This window comes from Pseudomonas lactucae (assembly GCF_036688725.1).
GTDB lineage: Bacteria > Pseudomonadota > Gammaproteobacteria > Pseudomonadales > Pseudomonadaceae > Aquipseudomonas > Aquipseudomonas lactucae.
Genome location: NZ_JAQQPT010000024.1, coordinates 90986 through 109503, shown reverse-complemented (window position 1 = coordinate 109503; position 18518 = coordinate 90986). Strand labels below are relative to the sequence as shown.

General features: G+C 60.4%; 18 protein-coding genes and 2 tRNA genes. 4 read left to right on the top strand and 16 right to left on the bottom strand.

Features of this window, described 5'->3' with window-relative positions:
- From V6M90_RS24920 to rluD, 5 genes are all read right to left on the bottom strand, one after another.
- A tRNA-Pro gene (locus V6M90_RS24920) sits at window positions 1-77 on the bottom strand.
- 9 nt (window positions 78-86) lie between these two features.
- Window positions 87-162, bottom strand: a tRNA-Asn gene (locus V6M90_RS24915).
- 296 nt (window positions 163-458) lie between these two features.
- On the bottom strand, window positions 459-3023 hold the full coding sequence (gene clpB / locus V6M90_RS24910) for an ATP-dependent chaperone ClpB (protein ID WP_003171671.1): 2565 nt from the start codon (window positions 3021-3023) through the stop codon (window positions 459-461).
- A 131-nt stretch (window positions 3024-3154) separates the two neighbouring features.
- Entirely contained in the window at window positions 3155-3880 is a 726-nt protein-coding gene (gene pgeF, locus V6M90_RS24905) for a peptidoglycan editing factor PgeF (protein ID WP_332847285.1), read from the bottom strand.
- Window positions 3877-4839: a 23S rRNA pseudouridine(1911/1915/1917) synthase RluD gene (gene rluD, locus V6M90_RS24900; protein WP_003171668.1), complete on the bottom strand. Its 963-nt coding sequence runs from the start codon at window positions 4837-4839 to the stop codon at window positions 3877-3879. Before rluD ends, pgeF begins: the two co-directional genes overlap by 4 nt.
- A 149-nt stretch (window positions 4840-4988) precedes the next feature.
- Here rluD and V6M90_RS24895 point away from each other — a divergent pair, with 149 nt between their 5' ends.
- Together V6M90_RS24895 and V6M90_RS24890 are read left to right on the top strand one after the other, a co-directional pair.
- On the top strand, window positions 4989-6014 hold the full coding sequence (locus V6M90_RS24895; protein WP_003171666.1) for an outer membrane protein assembly factor BamD: 1026 nt from the start codon (window positions 4989-4991) through the stop codon (window positions 6012-6014).
- 125 nt (window positions 6015-6139) lie between these two features.
- Window positions 6140-6373, top strand: a complete 234-nt coding sequence (locus V6M90_RS24890; protein ID WP_003171665.1) for a PP0621 family protein — start codon at window positions 6140-6142, stop codon at window positions 6371-6373.
- On the opposite strand, the gene thiO is transcribed toward V6M90_RS24890, so the two are convergent.
- From thiO to pilV, 5 genes are all read right to left on the bottom strand, one after another.
- Window positions 6360-7469 carry a glycine oxidase ThiO gene (gene thiO, locus V6M90_RS24885; RefSeq protein ID WP_042944151.1) on the bottom strand — a complete coding sequence of 370 codons (1110 nt, stop codon included), beginning with the start codon at window positions 7467-7469 and terminating at the stop codon, window positions 6360-6362. The two genes, V6M90_RS24890 and thiO, sit on opposite strands and share 14 nt — an antisense overlap.
- A gap of 62 nt (window positions 7470-7531) precedes the next feature.
- Window positions 7532-7933 (bottom strand): type IV pilin protein, encoded by a 402-nt coding sequence (locus V6M90_RS24880; RefSeq protein ID WP_141064333.1) that lies wholly within the window; start codon window positions 7931-7933, stop codon window positions 7532-7534.
- Window positions 7934-7944: 11 nt separating this feature from the next.
- Window positions 7945-8472 carry a pilus assembly PilX family protein gene (locus tag V6M90_RS24875; protein ID WP_141064332.1) on the bottom strand — a complete coding sequence of 176 codons (528 nt, stop codon included), beginning with the start codon at window positions 8470-8472 and terminating at the stop codon, window positions 7945-7947.
- Between the two features lie 7 nt (window positions 8473-8479).
- Window positions 8480-9187 carry a PilW family protein gene (locus V6M90_RS24870; protein WP_332847284.1) on the bottom strand — a complete coding sequence of 236 codons (708 nt, stop codon included), beginning with the start codon at window positions 9185-9187 and terminating at the stop codon, window positions 8480-8482.
- Window positions 9184-9669: a type IV pilus modification protein PilV gene (pilV, locus tag V6M90_RS24865; protein WP_003171658.1), complete on the bottom strand. Its 486-nt coding sequence runs from the start codon at window positions 9667-9669 to the stop codon at window positions 9184-9186. The genes V6M90_RS24870 and pilV overlap by 4 nt, the downstream gene beginning before the upstream one ends.
- Before the next feature lie 204 nt (window positions 9670-9873).
- Between pilV and V6M90_RS24860 the strand changes: the two genes are divergently transcribed.
- A complete protein-coding gene (locus V6M90_RS24860; RefSeq protein WP_042944148.1) occupies window positions 9874-10452 on the top strand; it encodes a GspH/FimT family pseudopilin in 579 nt (192 codons plus the stop codon).
- Here the strand turns inward: V6M90_RS24860 and ispH are convergent.
- The 6 genes from ispH to murJ all read right to left on the bottom strand — a co-directional run bounded on the left by ispH (window position 10406) and on the right by murJ (window position 17882).
- The gene (ispH, locus tag V6M90_RS24855) at window positions 10406-11353 is read right to left on the bottom strand and encodes a 4-hydroxy-3-methylbut-2-enyl diphosphate reductase (RefSeq protein WP_003171655.1); all 948 of its coding nucleotides are present in this window, start codon (window positions 11351-11353) and stop codon (window positions 10406-10408) included. The genes V6M90_RS24860 and ispH overlap by 47 nt on opposite strands.
- 136 nt (window positions 11354-11489) lie before the next feature.
- On the bottom strand, window positions 11490-11927 hold the full coding sequence (gene fkpB / locus V6M90_RS24850; protein WP_181408625.1) for an FKBP-type peptidyl-prolyl cis-trans isomerase: 438 nt from the start codon (window positions 11925-11927) through the stop codon (window positions 11490-11492).
- Between the two features lie 7 nt (window positions 11928-11934).
- Window positions 11935-12447, bottom strand: a complete 513-nt coding sequence (gene lspA, locus V6M90_RS24845; protein ID WP_003171652.1) for a signal peptidase II — start codon at window positions 12445-12447, stop codon at window positions 11935-11937.
- Window positions 12440-15271 carry an isoleucine--tRNA ligase gene (ileS, locus tag V6M90_RS24840; protein ID WP_003171651.1) on the bottom strand — a complete coding sequence of 944 codons (2832 nt, stop codon included), beginning with the start codon at window positions 15269-15271 and terminating at the stop codon, window positions 12440-12442. The genes lspA and ileS overlap by 8 nt, the downstream gene beginning before the upstream one ends.
- 14 nt (window positions 15272-15285) lie before the next feature.
- A complete protein-coding gene (gene ribF / locus V6M90_RS24835; RefSeq protein WP_042944146.1) occupies window positions 15286-16224 on the bottom strand; it encodes a bifunctional riboflavin kinase/FAD synthetase in 939 nt (312 codons plus the stop codon).
- A gap of 119 nt (window positions 16225-16343) precedes the next feature.
- On the bottom strand, window positions 16344-17882 hold the full coding sequence (gene murJ / locus V6M90_RS24830; protein WP_003171648.1) for a murein biosynthesis integral membrane protein MurJ: 1539 nt from the start codon (window positions 17880-17882) through the stop codon (window positions 16344-16346).
- A 253-nt stretch (window positions 17883-18135) separates the two neighbouring features.
- On the opposite strand from murJ, the gene rpsT reads away from it, so the two are divergent.
- Window positions 18136-18414, top strand: a complete 279-nt coding sequence (gene rpsT, locus V6M90_RS24825; protein WP_003171647.1) for a 30S ribosomal protein S20 — start codon at window positions 18136-18138, stop codon at window positions 18412-18414.
- Window positions 18415-18518 lie beyond the last annotated feature (104 nt).

Sequence of the window (18518 nt, the reverse complement as noted above, 5' to 3'; positions counted from 1 at the left end):
TGGTCGGGGTAGGGGGATTCGAACTCCCGACATCCTGCTCCCAAAGCAGGCGCGCTACCGGACTGCGCTATACCCCGATTTGAAATTGGCTCCGTGACCAGGACTCGAACCTGGGACCCAATGATTAACAGTCATTTGCTCTACCGACTGAGCTATCACGGAACTACATATTTCAATTTTACTGCTGTGTAACCTTCCTCTTCGACCCTGTCCGTATCGCTACGTTAGCGTCTCTGAGGCGCGCTATTCTACAATCTTAAAAAACCCTGTCAACCCTTTAAATTGCTTTTAAGACAATGATTTGCGCTTCTTTCTGATTTCTTCTTGGGGAGAAGAAACCCGTGGGCTGACGTTGCTGCGGGGCGCACTTTACAAGCCTTTGCCTTACAGTTCAACGCCCTATCGAAAAAAAAGGCCCGGCGATGCAGGGCCTTCTCTTATAGCAGTGCAATCCAGACTTAGTGGAAGACGATTTCGTCGTTCTCCACAGTCGCCTCGACGCTGGTGCCAGGCATAAAGCTGCCCGACAGGATCAACTGCGCCAGCGGGTTCTCGATCCAGCGCTGGATCGCACGTTTCAGAGGCCGTGCGCCATACACAGGGTCGTAACCGACCGCGATCAGCTTGTCCAACGCCTCGCGGCTGAGTTCCAGCGACAGCTCGCGCTCAGCCAGGCGACCACGCAGACGGCCCAGCTGGATCTCGGTGATACCGGCGATCTGATCCCGCGCCAACGGTTCGAAGATCACCACTTCGTCGACCCGATTGATAAATTCCGGGCGGAAATGACTGGTGAGCGCATCCATGACAGCGGCACGCTGCGCCTCACGATCCCCTACCAGCTCCTGGATCTGCGCCGAACCCAGGTTGGAAGTCATCACGATCACCGTGTTGCGAAAGTCCACGGTACGCCCGTGGCTGTCCGTCAACCGGCCATCTTCCAACACTTGCAGCAAGATGTTGAACACATCCGGGTGCGCCTTCTCGACCTCATCCAGCAGGATCACCGAGTAAGGTTTGCGCCGCACGGCCTCGGTCAGGTAACCGCCCTCTTCATAGCCCACGTAGCCTGGTGGGGCACCGATGAGACGCGCCACCGAGTGTTTTTCCATGAATTCGGACATGTCGATCCGCACCATGGCCTCTTCGGTATCAAAGAGGAATTCGGCCAGGGCCTTGCACAACTCGGTCTTACCCACGCCGGTCGGGCCGAGGAACATGAACGAGCCGCTCGGACGGTTAGGATCGGACAAGCCGGCCCGGGAACGCCGCACCGCGTTGGACACGGCCACCACCGCCTCTTCCTGGCCGATCACACGTTGGTGCAACAGGTGCTCCATCTTCAGCAGCTTGTCACGCTCGCCTTCGAGCATTTTCGACACCGGAATGCCGGTCCACTTCGAGACGACTTCGGCGATTTCTTCCTCGGTCACCTTGCTGCGCAGCAGCTGGTTTTCAGCCTTGCCGTGCTGGTCGACCATTTGCAGGCTGCGCTCCAGGTCCGGGATGACCCCATACTGCAACTCGGCCATGCGGTTCAGGTCACCTTTACGGCGTGCGGCTTCCAGCTCCTGGCGCGACTGTTCGATCTTTTGCTGGATCTGAGCAGAGCCCTGCACTTCGGCTTTTTCCGAGGTCCAGATTTCTTCGAGGTCCGAATACTCACGCTCCAGACGCAGGATTTCTTCCTGAAGTTTTTCCAGGCGTTTCTTCGCCGCGTCGTCCTCTTCCTTTTTCAGCGCCTGGGATTCGACTTTCAGTTGAATCAGGCGCCGATCCAGACGATCGAGCACTTCCGGCTTGGAGTCGATCTCCATGCGAATACGACTGGCCGCTTCGTCGATCAAGTCGATGGCCTTGTCGGGCAACTGACGGTCGGTGATGTAGCGATGGCTCAATTTGGCCGCCGCGATGATCGCGCCGTCGGTGATCGCCACCTTATGGTGGACCTCGTAGCGTTCTTTCAGGCCACGCAGGATCGCAATGGTGTCTTCTTCGCTCGGCTCTTCCACCAGCACTTTCTGGAACCGCCGCTCGAGGGCCGCGTCTTTTTCAATGTACTGGCGATACTCGTTGAGCGTGGTCGCACCGACGCAATGCAGCTCGCCTCGTGCCAGGGCGGGCTTGAGCATGTTGCCGGCGTCCATGGAGCCCTCGCCTTTACCGGCGCCGACCATGGTGTGCAGTTCGTCGATAAACAGAATGATCTGCCCTTCCTGCTTCGACAGTTCATTGAGCAGGGATTTCAGGCGTTCTTCGAACTCGCCACGGAACTTGGCGCCGGCAATCAACGCCCCCATGTCCAGGGACAGCAGGCGCTTGCCTTTGAGACCGTCCGGCACTTCACCATTGATGATGCGCTGGGCCAAACCCTCGGCAATCGCGGTTTTACCCACGCCAGGCTCACCGATCAGTACCGGGTTGTTCTTGGTGCGACGTTGCAGGACCTGGATGGTGCGACGGATTTCATCGTCACGGCCGATCACCGGGTCGAGCTTGCCCTCTTCGGCCCGCTTGGTCAGGTCGACGGTGTATTTGTCCAGGGCCTGGCGCGACTCCTCGTGGTTGGGGTCGTTCACCGCGTCGCCGCCACGCAGGTTGTTGATGGCATTTTCCAGGGCTTTCTTGCTTACGCCCTGACCCAGCAGCAACTTGCCGAGCTTGCTGTTTTCGTCCATGGCGGCGAGCAGCACCAGTTCGCTGGAGATGAACTGGTCGCCTTTTTGCTGGGCGAGGCGGTCGGCCTGGTTAAGCAGGCGCGCCAAGTCCTGCGACATGTTCACGTCGCCGGTCGGGTTCTGGATTTTCGGCAGTTGGTCGAGCTCTTTGCTCAACTCCTTGCGCAGGCTGTTGACGTCAAAGCCCACCTGCATCAGCAAAGGTTTGATAGAACCACCTTGCTGCTCCAGGAGCGCCTGCATCAAGTGCGCAGGCTCGATGGCCGGGTGGTCGAGGCCGACCGCCAAGGATTGGGAGTCCGATAAGGCCAACTGCAATTTGCTGGTTAAACGATCAATACGCATTAGTCACCTTCCTTTTGAGCAGGCCGGAGCTATAAAACATTCCTGAATGAAGAAACCTGCCAGATACCCTTATAGATGGGGTGGATTCTGGAGGATTCAAGCGGGCGATGCTTGATATGGATCAGGAGAGTCTAGCGTTCCAGCCAGATAAGGGAGGCAAACCGACCGGTGCGCGGGCTGCGGCGGTAAGAGAAGAAACGCGGGTCGGTCACCGTGCACAAACCGCCACCGTAGACAGCCGTGACACCCCGCGCGGCGAGGCGCAGGCGCCCCAGCTTATAGATGTCGGCCATGAACTTGCCAGGGTTGCGGCTCGGCACAAAGGCGTCGACGGTACCCGGCAGTTGCCCCATGAAGGCTTCACGCACCTCCGGGCCCACTTCGAAAGCCTGCGGACCGATTGCCGGGCCCAGCCAGACCAAAACATCGGCAGGCTCTGCGTCCAGGCTTTCAAAAGCAGCTTCCAACACACCCGCCGCCAGCCCGCGCCAACCGGCATGGGCCGCCGCGACGCGGGTACCCGCACGGTTGCAGAACAGCGCGGGCAGGCAATCAGCGGTCATCGCAGTGCAGGCGATGCCTGGGGTGCTGGTCCAACTGCCATCGGCTTCAGGCGTGCGGCCAGGGTCGGCTTCGACCACCGTCACGCCATGGACCTGGCGCAGCCAGGCCGGCTGAATACTAAAGGCTTCGGTAAGACGACGGCGGTTCTCGAGGACGGCCTCAAGGCTGTCCTCGACATGATCGCCAAGGTTGAGGCTGTCGAACGGCGCCTGACTGACGCCGCCCGCGCGCGTGGTGACGCAAGCTTTAACCCAAGCCGGCGCGGGCCAGTCAGGTATCAGCCAGTCACTCATCCGACAAACGCCTCGCGATCCTGCTTGAGCAGCGACAGCAGCCAGACAAAATCGTCCGGCAGTGGCGATTCCCAGCTCATGCGCTGACCGCTCGTCGGATGATCCAGTTCCAGGAAGCGTGCATGCAATGCCTGGCGCGGGAACGTCTTGAGCGATTCAACCATGGTCTGGCTGGCCGCAGGCGGAATGCGGAAGCGACCACCGTAGGCAGGATCGCCGACCAACGGGAAGTTGATGTGGGCCATGTGCACGCGAATCTGGTGAGTACGACCGGTTTCCAGCTTGACCCGCACATGGGTATGGGAACGAAAACGCTCCAGTACCCGATAGTGGCTAACGGCCTGCTTGCCACCTTCCATCACCGCCATACGCTGGCGCTGCTGGCCGTGACGGCCGATCGGGGCGTTGATCTTGCCACCGGCCACGACCACGCCGATCACGATGCACTCGTAGATCCGGCTGACGCTGCGGCTCTGCAATTGGGTTACCAACTGCGTTTGTGCCTGAATGGTCTTGGCCACGACCATCAAGCCGGTGGTGTCCTTGTCCAGACGGTGCACGATGCCGCAACGCGGCACATTGATAATGTCGGGGATGTGGTGCAACAGGGCATTGAGCAAGGTGCCATCAGCGTGCCCGGCCGCCGGGTGAACCACCAGGCCTGCGGGTTTGTTGATGACCAGGATGTCGTCGTCTTCATAGACGATATCCAGCTCGATGTCCTGGGCGACCCATTCTCCCTGGGCTTCCTGCTCGGCAGTCAGCTCAAGAATCGCACCGCCATGGACTATGTCTCGCGGGCGGATAACCGCTCCATCCACAGTCAGGCGGCCGTCTTTGATCCAGGCGGAAAGGCGCGAGCGCGAGTGCTCAGCGAATAATTGTGCGGCGACTTGATCGAGGCGTTGGCCGCCCAATTCGGACGGCACCTCTGCGCGAAGTTCAATTTTATCGGACATGCTCAGACTAGGCGTGGCACAGCCTTTGGTTTCGGCTGCGCGCTTGTGGTTAAATACGGCGTCTTTTGCCCCGAGGCTTTCAACGGGGCGCTCATCATAACAGGACGGCCCCGCCCAAGACAGCGGCCGTCATAGGGACGCAAGCCGCCATGCAAGTGAAACACCTGCTGCTGATCGCCATCCTCGCCATGACTGCTGCTTGCTCGTCAACAAAGGAAGTCGTCGACGAAAACCTGAGCGAAGTCGAGCTGTACCAACTGGCTCAGAAAGACCTGGACAATAATAGCTACACCAGCGCCACAGCGAAGCTGAAGGCACTGGAGTCGCGCTATCCGTTCGGGCGCTACGCTGACCAGGCCCAGCTTGAGCTGATCTACGCCAACTACAAGAACGCCGAGCCGGAAGCCGCCAAGTCCGCCGCCGAGCGTTTTATCCGCCTGCACCCGCAGCATCCGAACGTCGACTACGCCTACTACATGAAAGGCCTGACTTCGTTCGACCAGGATGTTGGCCTGCTGGCGCGCTTCCTGCCGCTGGACATGACCAAGCGTGACCCGGGCGCTGCCCGCGACTCCTACAACGAGTTCGCCCAGCTGACCAGCCGCTACCCCAACAGCCGCTACGCACCGGATGCCAAGCAGCGCATGATCTACCTGCGCAACCTGCTGGCCTCCTATGAAATCCACGTGGCCCATTACTACCTGACCCGCCAGGCCTACGTCGCAGCCGCCAACCGTGGTCGCTACGTGGTCGAGAACTTCCAGGAAACCCCTTCGGTGGGTGACGGCCTGGCCGTGATGACCGAGGCTTACCAGCGCCTGCATCTGGACGAACTGGCCAGCACTAGCCTGGAAACCCTGAAGCTCAACTACCCCGATCACCCAAGCCTGAAAGACGGCCAGTTCGTGCCGCAGGTTGCCGAAGCGGACAACCGTTCGTGGCTGAGCAAATACACCCTTGGCCTGATCGAGTCCCGCCCACCGTTGCCGCCGGGCGAAACCCGCGCCAACCAGGATGTGATCAAGCAGTATCAGGACGCCAAGGAAGCCATCCCGGCCGATCTCAAACCGCATGATGAGAACGGCGACGTGATCGAAGAGCAAGAACCGCAAGCCCTGGGCAACAACCAGGACCGCTCGTGGTTCAGCTACATGACCTTCGGCGTGTTCGACTGATCAGTCGAGACCACGTAAAAAGGGAGCCCCTTGAGGCTCCCTTTTTTGTGGGTGAGCATTATTGCTCTGTGCGCCTGCCACGTCCTTGCTAAACTGGCGCATTCCTCGTCGAGAAACTGCTCATCATGCTTCGTCTTCTGTTCTGGATTGCCGTTATTGCTGCCGCGGTGTGGTTCTGGCGCAAGTTCAAAAGCCCTGCGGCTAAACAGCAACGCGCCAGCGAACCCGGTGCGGCATTGATGGTGCGTTGCGCCCATTGCGGGGTGCACCTGCCGCAGGATCGCGCCCTCAGCTTGCGCCAGGAGTGGTACTGCACCCAGGCGCATCTGGAACAAGGGCCCAAGTCTATCCAGCGTTGAGGCGACCTTCGGGCGCGTAAGGCGCCGGATCGATGATTGGAGCACGGTCCAGCAACAAGTCGGCAAACAGCTGGCAGGACGCCGGCGCCAGCACCAGGCCATTACGGTAATGCCCGCAATTGAGCCACAGCCCCTTGAAGCCCGGCACCTGGCCGATATAGGGAATGCCCTCCGGCGAGCCGGGCCGCAAGCCGGCCCAATGCCCGACCACCTCTGCGTCCGCCAGAGCGGGAATCAACTCTACAGCCGAAGCCTTGAGGCTTTCCAGCGCGGTTTCAGTGGGGGTCTTGTCGAAGCCTTCATGCTCGAGGGTGCTGCCAATCAGGATATGCCCGTCGCGTCGCGGGATCGCATAACGCCCCTTGGCCAATACCATGCATGACAGGAAATCCGCAGCGCACTTGTACAGGATCATCTGCCCCTTGACCGGCTCTACCGGCAACAACAAGCCCAACGTGCCCAGCAACTCACCACTCCACGCACCTGCCGCCAGCACGACTTGATCGCCCAGGATCGGGCCATCGAGCGTATTCACTCCCACTACATTGCCATCGTCCAGGACAAAGCCGCTGACTTCGCACTGCTCATGAAGGGTCACGCCGGGCAGTGCCAGCAACGCGGCCTTGAGCGATTTGACCAGACGCGGGTTGCGCACATTGGCCACGTTGGCCATATGGATCGCCCGGGCATACCCGCCACCCAGCACCGGCACTGCGTCGTGGGCGGCAGACACGTCCACTTTGCTCAACGGGCGACCTTCCCGGGCCGCCCAGGCCAGCGCCTCGGCTTCGTCGTCCAGGTCCAACCAGTACAAGCCAGTGGTATGCACCTCTGGGTCGACGCCGGTGGCGGCAAACAGTCGCTCAGCCAGTTGCGGATAAAAATCCTGGGACCAGTGGGCCAGCGCGGTAACCGCCGGGCTGTAGCGCCACGGATACAGGGGCGAAACAATACCGCCACCCGCCCACGACGACTCCTGCCCCACACCCGCGCGCTCCAGCAGCACTACCGCCTGCCCCTGGGTTGCCAGGTTGTATGCCGTCAACAAACCGATGACTCCGCCACCGACGATCACCACTTGCTGTTGCTTAGCCATCATTCGATCCAGTCGATAAAAAGGAACAAGCGCACCCGGCGCCCAATGATCGAGCATCCTCATCATTGCCCCCAGCACGTGCGGCGCGACATTTCAGGCGCCGCCCCCGGATTCTCCCGCGCACCGGTACTGGTCAGGCTGAAGTCACCACAGGCGTCGCCAACCATCATGGATCCACCGACCGGTGTCGCCACCAGGAGGAAATCCAAAGGGTTCAATGCAACGGTGATTCTATAGCGATCATTGCCGGTACTGACGTTGCCTGCGTCAATAAAAGTGCCGTTCCTCGTATAAAACCGCTCCAGATGCTGGGCCTGCTCCAACAGAAGGGCGACAATTTCTGCGCGATAAGCTTTTTTTACCTGGCCGGTATAACCGGGGTAAATAACCGCGGCCAACACCGTGATGATCGCCACGGCGATCAATAGCTCGATCAGGGTGAAACCCTGGCTGTCCCTGCCCATCCCATTGCTCCTTATTGAAGTTGCCGCCATGACACCCGTCGAAAACGCGGACCATCCTCCTCCACCTGCGCATACAGGCTCTCCAGCACCGTACGCGATTGACCACTGAGCCCGACCGCCGTCACCCGGTACAACCTCGCAGAAACGCGCGGCGGCAGATTCGCCACCCCGACGCCAGCGCCCAGGGATTGCACGGCGTAGACGCCGCCCTTGAAGGCAAACCAGGCAACCGTCGAAACAGGGTCCGTCCCGGCGCCAGTCACCGAAAACGCTTCCGGCGGCGGCGCACAGGCCACAATTGACGAACATTGCGGCCATGCGCCCCCCGCTCGCTGCGCGTCCCCCTCCCCCCGCCTCAAACCGCTTTCTGCCGCCTGAAGTGACTGGTTACGATGCCAGAAGCTGCCGCTGTTCTTTTGCTGCGCCACGGCGCCTTGCATCGACGACAGCCCGAGCAGTGATAACAGCAGCAGAAACACCAGACTGATCAGCAGTGCCATCCCCCTCTGCAACGAATGCAAATTATTGAAAAACTTCATGGACGCCCTACCCCAAACGGTTTCGTAGCGCCGCCACGACGCTGTAGGTTTGATCCTTTACCCGATCTGCCGGGTCCTGCAACGTCATGCGGATGCGCACGCTGCGTATCAGGGCCTCGTTGGCCGGGCGACTGTCATAGCGCACGACCTGCGTGGAATCCATTTTGGCGGCCATGCCAAAACTGATGTCGAATGCCCGCACGTTATCCACCAACACCGCCTTGGCCGGCGCGGCAGGCGTGCTGACCTTCAACTGGCCCGTCTCAAAGGTGTAAGTGAGCTGACGTACGGCAAAACGAATCTGCCCAGGCGCAGGTGCAGGTGCGTTCCCGGCATAGGCTTGAGCCGTACCGACGCAATCGGACAACACCGTCCAGTCAGGCTTGTCGCCACCTTCACCCCGATCGGCGGTTATCAGCGTCAGCGACGTCACACTGCCAGCGGCAGTCCAACCAATCGGCCGTTCGAACGCCGCCGGGGCATTCTCGATAAACGCCGTGGCCAGGCAGCCAAACATGCCCGCCTGGCGAATGTCGCGGATCATCTTGCCCAGCACGAACCGCGCGTCATCCTGCAATAACATGGCGGCTTGCTGGCTGGCATGGGTCGCCCGCGAGCTGATCAACACCTGGCCGATCCCCAGTACCAGCAACAGCCCGACAGCCAGGGCCAGCAGCAGCTCCACCAGGCTGAAACCTCGATTTGTGCTTCTCACTGCCCCACCTGCGACTGATCGCCGATACGGCTGGTGAGGGCGAAGGTTTCCCGCGCGCCAGGCCTGTTGGTACCTCGGCTGTCATCCCAACTGATGCTGACGGTCACCTCGTCAGCGCTGATCGCCACCGTGCCCTTGGCGCTCTCTCCGGCAAAGCCCAGGATATTGGTCTCGAAATCATGCAAGTCCAGGTCGCGCACGCTGGCGGCGGCGCTATCGGCCGGCGCGCGTTCGCCCCGTCTCCATGAGTAATCGGCCCCGGCGTTGGCGCGGATTCGGTCGAGCATGTCGTAGGCGATAAAACTGGCCTGGCTGGTCATTCTTGAGCTGTCGGTGTATTTGAGCGCATTGAGCTGGATCACCGCAGCGCCCAACAGGCCGATGGCAAGGATCAGCACCGCAACCAGCACTTCAATCAGCGTCATGCCGCCTTGAAGCCGAGGGAAAGTGCGCAGGGAAAACAGGTTCAGGCCGTCAAGCATTATCGTCGCCATCCATGTCGAAGGCCAAAAAGAAGCAGGTAAATTCTGCCGTGCGACCCAAGACTAGCGGCGGTTTTCCAGCCGTGCCGTCGGCGGAACAAAGGGAAATACTTTGGACATAAATGCCATCACTCGGCGCCAGCGGCTGGACGCTATACCTAGGGCTGTACTGAATATTGACTCACGTCCACGGAGGGACGGCCCATGCGACAACGTGGTTTTACCCTGATCGAACTGCTGCTCGGGCTACTCGTAAGCGGCATCCTCGCGCACTTGGCAGTGCCCAGTTTCAAGGGTTTGCTGGAGTCACAGCAGCGGTACAGCGCAGCACACTCATTGGCGAACGGCCTTCGCCTGGCACGTACTGAAGCCATTGCGCGCAATCGGGCGGTGGTGATCCATGCCCGGCACGACGATTGGAGCCGGGGCTGGCGGGTGATCGTGGATATCAGCGGGCGCGGCCCTCTGGACGAAGACAATCCGGTGCTGCTGGAGCATCAGGACAACGGGCGCATCCCGATAGTCGGCAACGGACCGGTCAAGCGCCAGGTACGCTTCAGCGGGTTGGGCGAACCGGTATTTGCAGGCGGGGGGTTCCGTGCGGGCACCTTGCACGTGTGCACAGTAGATTCGGCGCAGAGTCTGCACCAGGTGGTGCTGGCACCCAGCGGGCGCATCAGCCTGCGCAGCGATAGAGCTGAGCAGGCATTGTGCCGCGGCGACGGCACCGTGGCCGTCAGAGCAGCGAGCGCACCCGCAGCTCCTTGGGCATGGAGAAAGTAATGTTCTCTTCACGCCCAGCCAACTCATCAGCGCCGGTCGCGCCCCAGGCGTGCAGTTGCTGGATAACACCACGCACCAACACTTCCGGGGCCGAGGCACCGGCGGTAATGCCGATACGCTCGACGCCGTCGAACCAACCGCGCTGCAGGTCTTCTGCACCGTCGATCAGGTATGCCGGTGTCGCCATACGCTCGGCCAATTCGCGCAGTCGGTTGGAGTTGGAGCTGTTGGGGCTACCGACCACCAGCACCACATCGCACTCGTCGGCCAGTTGCTTGACTGCATCCTGGCGGTTTTGGGTGGCATAGCAGATGTCATCCTTGCGCGGCCCACCGATGGCCGGGAAGCGCGTGCGCAGGGCGTCGATCACACGGCTGGTGTCGTCCATGGACAAGGTGGTCTGCGTCACGAAGGCCAGGCGTTCGGGGTTGCGCACCTGCAGGGCGGCGACGTCTTTTTCGTCTTCCACCAGATAAATCGCGCCGCCATTACTGGCGTCGTACTGGCCCATGGTGCCTTCCACTTCCGGGTGGCCGGCATGGCCGATCAGGATGCACTCGCGGCCGTCGCGGCTGTAGCGGGCGACCTCGATATGCACCTTGGTGACCAGCGGGCAGGTTGCATCGAAGACTTTCAGGCCACGGCCTGCCGCTTCGGTACGCACAGCCTGGGACACGCCGTGGGCGCTGAAGATAACGATTACGTCGTCGGGCACCTGATCGAGCTCTTCGACGAAGATGGCACCACGTGCGCGCAGGTCTTCGACCACGAACTTGTTGTGGACGACCTCATGACGCACGTAAATCGGCGGCCCGAAGACTTCCAGGGCGCGATTGACGATTTCGATCGCCCGGTCCACGCCGGCGCAGAAGCCACGGGGGTTGGCGAGTTTGATTTGCATGCTGTGCCTCGTGTCTCGCAGCTACTATGGATCAGGATTGACGCTACTCAACTGATAATTAAGATCAAAGGTGGGAGGGGCGGTGCAACATTGACGTCGCACCGCCCCTCCCACACTTTTAATTGTGCGTCGTCAGTCAGAGCGCTTTAACGTCGATGATTTCAACGTCAAACGTCAAGGTTTTACCGGCCAACGGATGGTTGAAGTCGATGGTCACTTGCGCGTCATCAAATGCTTTCACCACGCCAGGCAATTCAGTATTCGCCGCATCGTTGAAAATCACCAGCAGGCCTTCCGACAGGTCCATGTTCTGGAACTGCGAACGCGGGATGATCTGTACGTTTTGCGGGTTGGGCTGGCCAAAGGCGTTTTCCGGCAGGATCTGCAAGGTGCGCTTGTCGCCGGCCTTGAAACCGAACAATGCCGCTTCGAAACCCGGCAGCAGGTTGCCGTCGCCGACCCTGAAGGTCGCCGGGGCTTTGTCGAACGTGCTGTCGACCGTGTCGCCATTTTCCAGGCGCAGTGCGAAATGCAAAGTGACTTCCGTGTTCTGGCCGATGCGTTGCTCAGCCAATACCTGATCAGTCATTGACGGTCTCTCCGGTTTTCTTACTTTTGAACATGTCCAGCGCCAGCATGATTGCACCGACGGTGATGGCACTGTCGGCAAAGTTGAACGCGGGGAAATAATGACGGTTCTGCCAATGCACCAGGATAAAGTCGATCACATGGCCCAGGGCAATGCGGTCGTACAGGTTACCCAGCGCGCCGCCCAGCACCAGGGCCAGGGCGATCGCCAGCCAGGTGTCATCGCGCCCAAGACGCTTGAGCCAGACCACCAGTATCGCGCTGACCACCAGCGCGATAACCGCGAACAACCAACGCTGCCAGCCACCGCCATCGGCGAGAAAGCTGAAGGCGGCGCCGGTGTTGTAGGCCAGGGTCCAGCTGAAGTAATCCGGGATCACCACGATTTGCTGGAACATTTCCAGGGAGCCTTCGAAGTGAGCCTTGCTGACCTGGTCAATGACCAGGACCAGCACGCTCAGTACGAGCCAGCCCAGACGTCCGAAACGACTGGCTGCATTAGGCATAGTGGCGAACCTCGCCTTCACCGCTGATGTTGTCGACGCAACGACCGCAGATTTCCGGGTGTTCCGGGTTCACGCCGACATCTTCACGGCAGTGCCAGCAACGGGCGCACTTGGGGAAGGCCGACTTGACCACTTTGAGCTTGAGACCCGGCACTTCAGTGGCCACGGCGTCCGCCGGGGCCTGGGCGAATGGGGCCAGGCTCGCAGTGGAGGTGATCAGCACGAAGCGCAGTTCGTTGCTCAGCTTGGACAGGTCAGCGGTCAGGCTTTCTTCGGCAAACAAGGTGACTTCGGCTTGCAGGTTGCCACCCACGGCCTTGGCCGCACGTTGAACCTCCAGCTCCTTGTTCACCGCGACTTTAACGGCCATCACGCCTTCCCAGTATTCGCGGCCCAGTTCGAAGTCGGCCGGCAGTTCGGTCAGGCCTTCATACCAGGTGTTGAGCATCACCGATTCGTTGCGCTCGCCCGGCAGGTATTCCCACAGTTCGTCGGCGGTGAACGCCAGGATCGGTGCGATCCAGCGTACCAGCGCTTCGCTGATGTGGTACAGCGCGGTCTGCGCCGAACGACGCGCCTTGCTGTTGGCGGCGGTGGTGTACTGGCGGTCCTTGATGATGTCCAGGTAGAAACCACCCAACTCCTGCACGCAGAAGTTGTGGATCTTCGAGTACACGTTCCAGAAACGGTATTCGCCGTAGTGTTCCTGCAACTCGCGCTGCAGCAACAGGGTACGGTCCACGGCCCAACGGTCCAGGGCGAGCATGTCCTCGGCCGGCAGGAGGTCGGTGGCCGGGTTGAAACCGGTCAGGTTCGACAGCAGGAAACGCGCGGTATTACGAATACGGCGGTAGGCATCGGCGCTGCGGGCCAGGATCTGGTCCGACACGGCGATTTCACCCGAGTAGTCGGTCGATGCCACCCACAGGCGCATGATGTCGGCGCCCAGGGTGTCGTTGATTTTTTTCGGTTCGATCACGTTCTTCAGCGACTTGGACATCTTGCGGCCCGTCTCGTCGACGGTGAAGCCGTGAGTCAGCAGTTCGCGGTACGGGGCGTGGTCGTCGATGGCGCAACCGGTCAGCAACGAGGAGTGGAACCAGCCACGGTGCTGGTCGGAGCCTTCCAGGTACAGGTCGGCGCGCGGACCGCTCTCGTGGCCCATCGGGTGCGAACCACGCAGCACGTGCCAGTGGGTGGTGCCCGAGTCGAACCACACGTCCAGGGTGTCGCTGATCTTGTCGTACTGCGGCGCTTCGTCGCCCAGCAGTTCGGCGGCGTCCAGCTTGAACCAGGCTTCGATACCCTCTAGTTCAACGCGCTGGGCCACAACTTCCATCAGCTCAACGGTGCGCGGGTGCAGCTCGCCGCTTTCCTTGTTGAGGAAGAACGGGATCGGCACGCCCCAGTTACGCTGGCGGGAGATGCACCAGTCCGGGCGGTTGGCGATCATCGAATGCAGGCGCGCCTGGCCCCAGGCCGGGACGAACTGGGTGTCTTCGATGGCTTTGAGCGAGCGCACGCGCAGGGTGTCGCCGCTGGTCGGCTCTTTGTCCATGCCGATGAACCACTGCGCGGTGGCGCGGTAGATCAGCGGGGTCTTGTGGCGCCAGCAGTGCATATAGCTGTGCTTGATGGTAGCGGTCTGCATCAACGCGCCGACTTCGCTCAGCTTGTCGATGATTGCCGGGTCGGCCTTGAAGATGAACTGGCCGCCAAAGAACTCCAAAGACGGCACGTAGACGCCGTTGCTCTGGACCGGATTGATGATGTCATCGTTGACCAGGCCGTACTTTTTGCAGATCACGAAGTCGTCGACGCCGTAGGCCGGCGAGCAGTGAACCACACCGGTGCCCGAGCCCAACTCGACGTAGTCGGCCAGGTACACCGGCGACAGGCGGTCATAGAACGGGTGACGGAAATTGATCAGCTCCAGCGCCGAGCCAGTGGTGGTGGCGATCACCGAACCTTGCAGCTCGTAACGGGCCAGGCACGACTCAACCATTTCTTCGGCCAGCACCAACAGACGGTCGCCGACGTCCACCAGGGCGTAGGTGAACTCAGGGTGCACGTTCAGCGCCTGGTTGGCCGGGATGGTCCACGGGGTGGTGGTCCAGATCACGATAGCCGCCGGTTTGCTCAGGCTGGCCAGGCCGAATGCCTGGGCCAGCTTGGCCTCGTCGGCCACCGGGAAGGCCACATCGATGGTCGAGGATTTCTTCTCTTCGTACTCGACTTCCGCTTCAGCCAGGGCCGAGCCGCAGTCGAAGCACCAGTTCACGGGCTTGAGGCCCTTGAACACGAAACCACCCTTGACGATTTCGGCCAAGGCGCGGATTTCACCGGCCTCGTTCTTGAAGTTCATGGTCTTGTACGGATTGTCCCAGTCACCCAGCACACCCAGGCGGATGAATTCGGACTTCTGCCCTTCGATCTGCTCGGTGGCGTAGGCACGGCACAGCTCGCGGGTTTTATCGGCGCCCAGGTTCTTGCCGTAGGTCACTTCGACCTTATGTTCGATCGGCAGGCCGTGGCAGTCCCAACCCGGGACATACGGTGCGTCGAAACCCGACAGGGTCTTGGAACGCAGAATCATGTCCTTGAGAATTTTGTTCAGCGCATGACCGATGTGAATCGTGCCGTTGGCATAAGGAGGGCCGTCGTGCAGGACGAATTTCGGACGATCCTTGCCAATTTCGCGCAACTTTCCGTACAGGCCAATACTGTCCCAGCGCTGCAGGATCTGCGGTTCGCGCTGTGGCAGGCCGGCCTTCATTGGGAAGGCGGTGTCCGGAAGGTTTAGCGTGGCTTTATAGTCGGTCATTTAAGGCTCTTCGGTTAGCGATGGGCGCTAGGTGCGGCTAGTGCACGGGCGGCGGCGACATCCGCATTGATCGCCGTTTTCAACGCCTCGAGGGAGGCGAAACGCTGCTCTTCACGCAGCTTTTGGTGGAAAACCACCGTCAAACGCCGGTCGTATAAATCACCGGCAAAATCCAAAAGGTGAACTTCCAGGTGGGCCTTGCCATCACCCGCAACCGTGGGTCTGACGCCTATATTGGCGACTCCCGGCCACGATTGGCCGTCGATGTCGACGCTCACCAGATAAACGCCGGTCAGCGGCACACGACGGCGCTTGAGTTGCACATTGGCGGTTGGCGTGCCCAGTTGGCGCGCCAGCTTCTGGCCGTGCAGGACCCGACCGGCAATGCGGAAGGGGCGGCCGAGCAAACGCTCGGCCAAGGCGAAGTCGGCAGCGGCCAGGGCGTTACGCACCTGGGTACTGCTCACGCGCAGGCCATCGAGTTCGACGGTTTGCGCGGCTTCGACGGTGAAGCCCTGTGCAATACCCGCGTGTTGCAGGAATTCGAAATCCCCGACCCGGTCGCAACCAAAACGGAAGTCGTCGCCGACCTCCAGGTGTTGTACGCCCAGGCCATCTACCAGGATACGGTCGACGAACTCGGCGGCGCTGAGGCTCTGCAAACGCTGGTTGAAAGCCAGGCAGAGGACGCGGTCCACACCTTCTTCAGCCAGCAGTTGCAGTTTGTCCCGCAAGCGGGCCAACCGGGCCGGCGCCGTTTCGGGGGCGAAATACTCCCGCGGCTGAGGCTCAAAAATCACCACGCAGCTGGGCACGCCCAACTCGACCGCACGCTCGCGCAGCCGGGCCAGGATAGCCTGGTGGCCACGGTGAACACCGTCAAAGTTGCCAATAGTGGCGACGCAGCCCCGATGCTCGGGGCGCAGGTTGTGGAGACCTCGAACCAGCTGCATAACGCGCTTCTTGCTCATAAAGTGGTCGATTATAACCACACCCGGCCCCGGACGACAGGCAACAGCGCAGGGCAAATGGATCGAATCGATAAAACAGCCGCTTTATCGCGGCAAACTCTCTAACTCAGCGACTTGCGATTGAAATCCCGCAGGCGGAAACCCTGCAGCAGCAACATCCCGAAGTACACCACCACGCCAGCGACGACCAGCACGCCCAGGCGCATGAAGCGCTCCAGCATATGGCCCTCGCTCCAGGCCGGCATCACATGCATCAGGCCGAGCAATACCGCCGACATCATTGCCACCGCCACCAGCAGCTTGAGGGCAAATACCCCCCAACCCGGCTGCGGCTGGAACATCTGCTGTTTGCGCAGTTGATAAAACAGCAGGCCGGCGTTGATGCAGGCACCGGCGCTGATCGCCAGGGCCAGACCGGCGTGGGCCAGCGGGCCGATAAACACCAGGTTGAGCAGTTGCGTGACGATCAGCGTGAAGATCGCGATTTTCACCGGCGTACGGATGTTCTGCTGCGCATAGAACCCTGGCGCCAGCACCTTGATCACGATAATGCCGAGCAGACCGACGGAATAGGCGACCAGTGCATGCTGGGTCATCAGGGCGTCATGGGCGTCGAATTGTCCATACTGAAACAGCGACACTGTCAGCGGCTCGGCGAGGATTCCCAGGGCCAAAGCACAGGGCAATACCAGGACGAAGCACAGCCGCAGGCCCCAATCAAGGATGCGTGAGTATTCCTGGCGGTCCTTGCTGGCGTAGGTGCGCGCCAGGGTCGGCAGCAGAATCGTGCCGAGAGCCACGCCGAGCACGCCGGACGGCAGCTCCATCAGACGGTCGGCGTAGTACATCCACGACACCGAGCCCGACACCAGTAACGAGGCGAACGCAGTGTTGATGATCAGGGATATCTGACTGACCGACACGCCCAGGATCGCCGGCAGCATATTGCGCATCACGCGCCACACGCCGGTGTCCTTGAGGTTCAGGCGCGGCAGCACCAGCATGCCGATCTTTTTCAGGTGCGGCAGTTGGTAGAGCAATTGCGCCAGGCCACCGGCCAGCACGGCCCAGCCCAGGGCCATCACCGGCGGATCGAAATACGGCGTGAGGAACAGCGCAAAGATGATCATGCTGACGTTAAGCAAGGTCGGCACGAACGCCGGCACCGAAAAACGGTTCCAGGTGTTGAGGATGGCCCCGGCCAGGGACGACAGCGAGATCAGCAATATATAAGGAAAGGTCACGCGCAACAGGTCTGTGGTCAGCGCGAATTTTTCCGGGGTGTTGGCAAAACCGGGCGCCGTGGCCCAGATAACCCAGGGCGCCGCGAGCATGCCGGCAATCGTCACCAGCATCAGCACCAGGGTAAGCAGGCCCGAGACGTAGGCAATAAAGGTGCGGGTCGCCTCCTCGCCCTGCTGGGTTTTGTATTCCGCCAGGATCGGTACGAAAGCCTGGGAGAACGCCCCCTCGGCAAAAATCCGCCGCAGCAGGTTGGGCAATTTAAAGGCAATAAAGAAGGCATCCGTGGCCATACTGGCCCCAAAGATGCGCGCCAGCAGGGTGTCACGCACAAATCCCAAAACCCGGGAGATCATCGTGATAGAGCTGACGGCGGCCAACGATTTGAGCAGATTCATTGAAAGAGTTTGCGCCTATAGATAAACAGCAGGCGAACTAAGCGCCCACTTATGCGATACTGCGCGCCTGCAACAGCACAGAGCCAAAGCTCGCGAGTTTACAGGTCAAGCGCCGGAAATAAATCACCCGCCTCTTCAGATCGACCACTCAGCAGTTCGCATCAGCCGCCCTTGACAACCCGTCAAGTCATCGGCATGATTCGCGGCCTATTTTGTTTGCTATTTCCTAAAAAGTCTTTCGAGGAGCTCGACGGTGGCCAACACACCTTCCGCCAAAAAACGTGCAAAACAGGCTGAGAAGCGTCGCAGCCACAACGCCAGCCTGCGTTCCATGGTTCGTACCTACATCAAGAATGTAGTTAAAGCCATCGACACCAAAGACGCTGAAAAAGCTCAAGCAGCTTACGTTCTGGCTGTGCCTGTTATCGACCGTATGGCCGATAAAGGCATCATCCACAAGAACAAGGCCGCTCGCCATAAGAGCCGCCTGAATGGCCACATCAAGGCTCTGAACGTTGCTGCTGCAGCCTAAGTGGTAACAACTGCAACGCAACCCAGGTTGTGAAACAGTTAAGAAATGCCCCGTACCGAAAGGTCCGGGGCATTTTTGTTTTCTGGAATGCGGTGAATTTCAGA

Excerpts from the sequence above, each read along its gene's own strand:
- lspA (WP_003171652.1), bottom strand. The coding sequence starts at position 12,447 with ATGCCTAATGCAGCCAGTCGTTTCGGACGTCTGGGCTGGCTCGTACTG.
- pgeF (WP_332847285.1), bottom strand. The coding sequence starts at position 3,880 with ATGAGTGACTGGCTGATACCTGACTGGCCCGCGCCGGCTTGGGTTAAA.
- V6M90_RS24875 (WP_141064332.1), bottom strand. The coding sequence starts at position 8,472 with ATGAAGTTTTTCAATAATTTGCATTCGTTGCAGAGGGGGATGGCACTG.
- ileS (WP_003171651.1), bottom strand. The coding sequence starts at position 15,271 with ATGACCGACTATAAAGCCACGCTAAACCTTCCGGACACCGCCTTCCCA.
- V6M90_RS24880 (WP_141064333.1), bottom strand. The coding sequence starts at position 7,933 with ATGGGCAGGGACAGCCAGGGTTTCACCCTGATCGAGCTATTGATCGCC.
- rluD (WP_003171668.1), bottom strand. The coding sequence starts at position 4,839 with ATGTCCGATAAAATTGAACTTCGCGCAGAGGTGCCGTCCGAATTGGGC.
- pilV (WP_003171658.1), bottom strand. The coding sequence starts at position 9,669 with ATGCTTGACGGCCTGAACCTGTTTTCCCTGCGCACTTTCCCTCGGCTT.
- murJ (WP_003171648.1), bottom strand. The coding sequence starts at position 17,882 with ATGAATCTGCTCAAATCGTTGGCCGCCGTCAGCTCTATCACGATGATC.
- clpB (WP_003171671.1), bottom strand. The coding sequence starts at position 3,023 with ATGCGTATTGATCGTTTAACCAGCAAATTGCAGTTGGCCTTATCGGAC.
- V6M90_RS24895 (WP_003171666.1), top strand. The coding sequence starts at position 4,989 with ATGCAAGTGAAACACCTGCTGCTGATCGCCATCCTCGCCATGACTGCT.
- thiO (WP_042944151.1), bottom strand. The coding sequence starts at position 7,469 with ATGGCTAAGCAACAGCAAGTGGTGATCGTCGGTGGCGGAGTCATCGGT.
- ribF (WP_042944146.1), bottom strand. The coding sequence starts at position 16,224 with ATGCAGCTGGTTCGAGGTCTCCACAACCTGCGCCCCGAGCATCGGGGC.
- V6M90_RS24890 (WP_003171665.1), top strand. The coding sequence starts at position 6,140 with ATGCTTCGTCTTCTGTTCTGGATTGCCGTTATTGCTGCCGCGGTGTGG.
- V6M90_RS24860 (WP_042944148.1), top strand. The coding sequence starts at position 9,874 with ATGCGACAACGTGGTTTTACCCTGATCGAACTGCTGCTCGGGCTACTC.
- ispH (WP_003171655.1), bottom strand. The coding sequence starts at position 11,353 with ATGCAAATCAAACTCGCCAACCCCCGTGGCTTCTGCGCCGGCGTGGAC.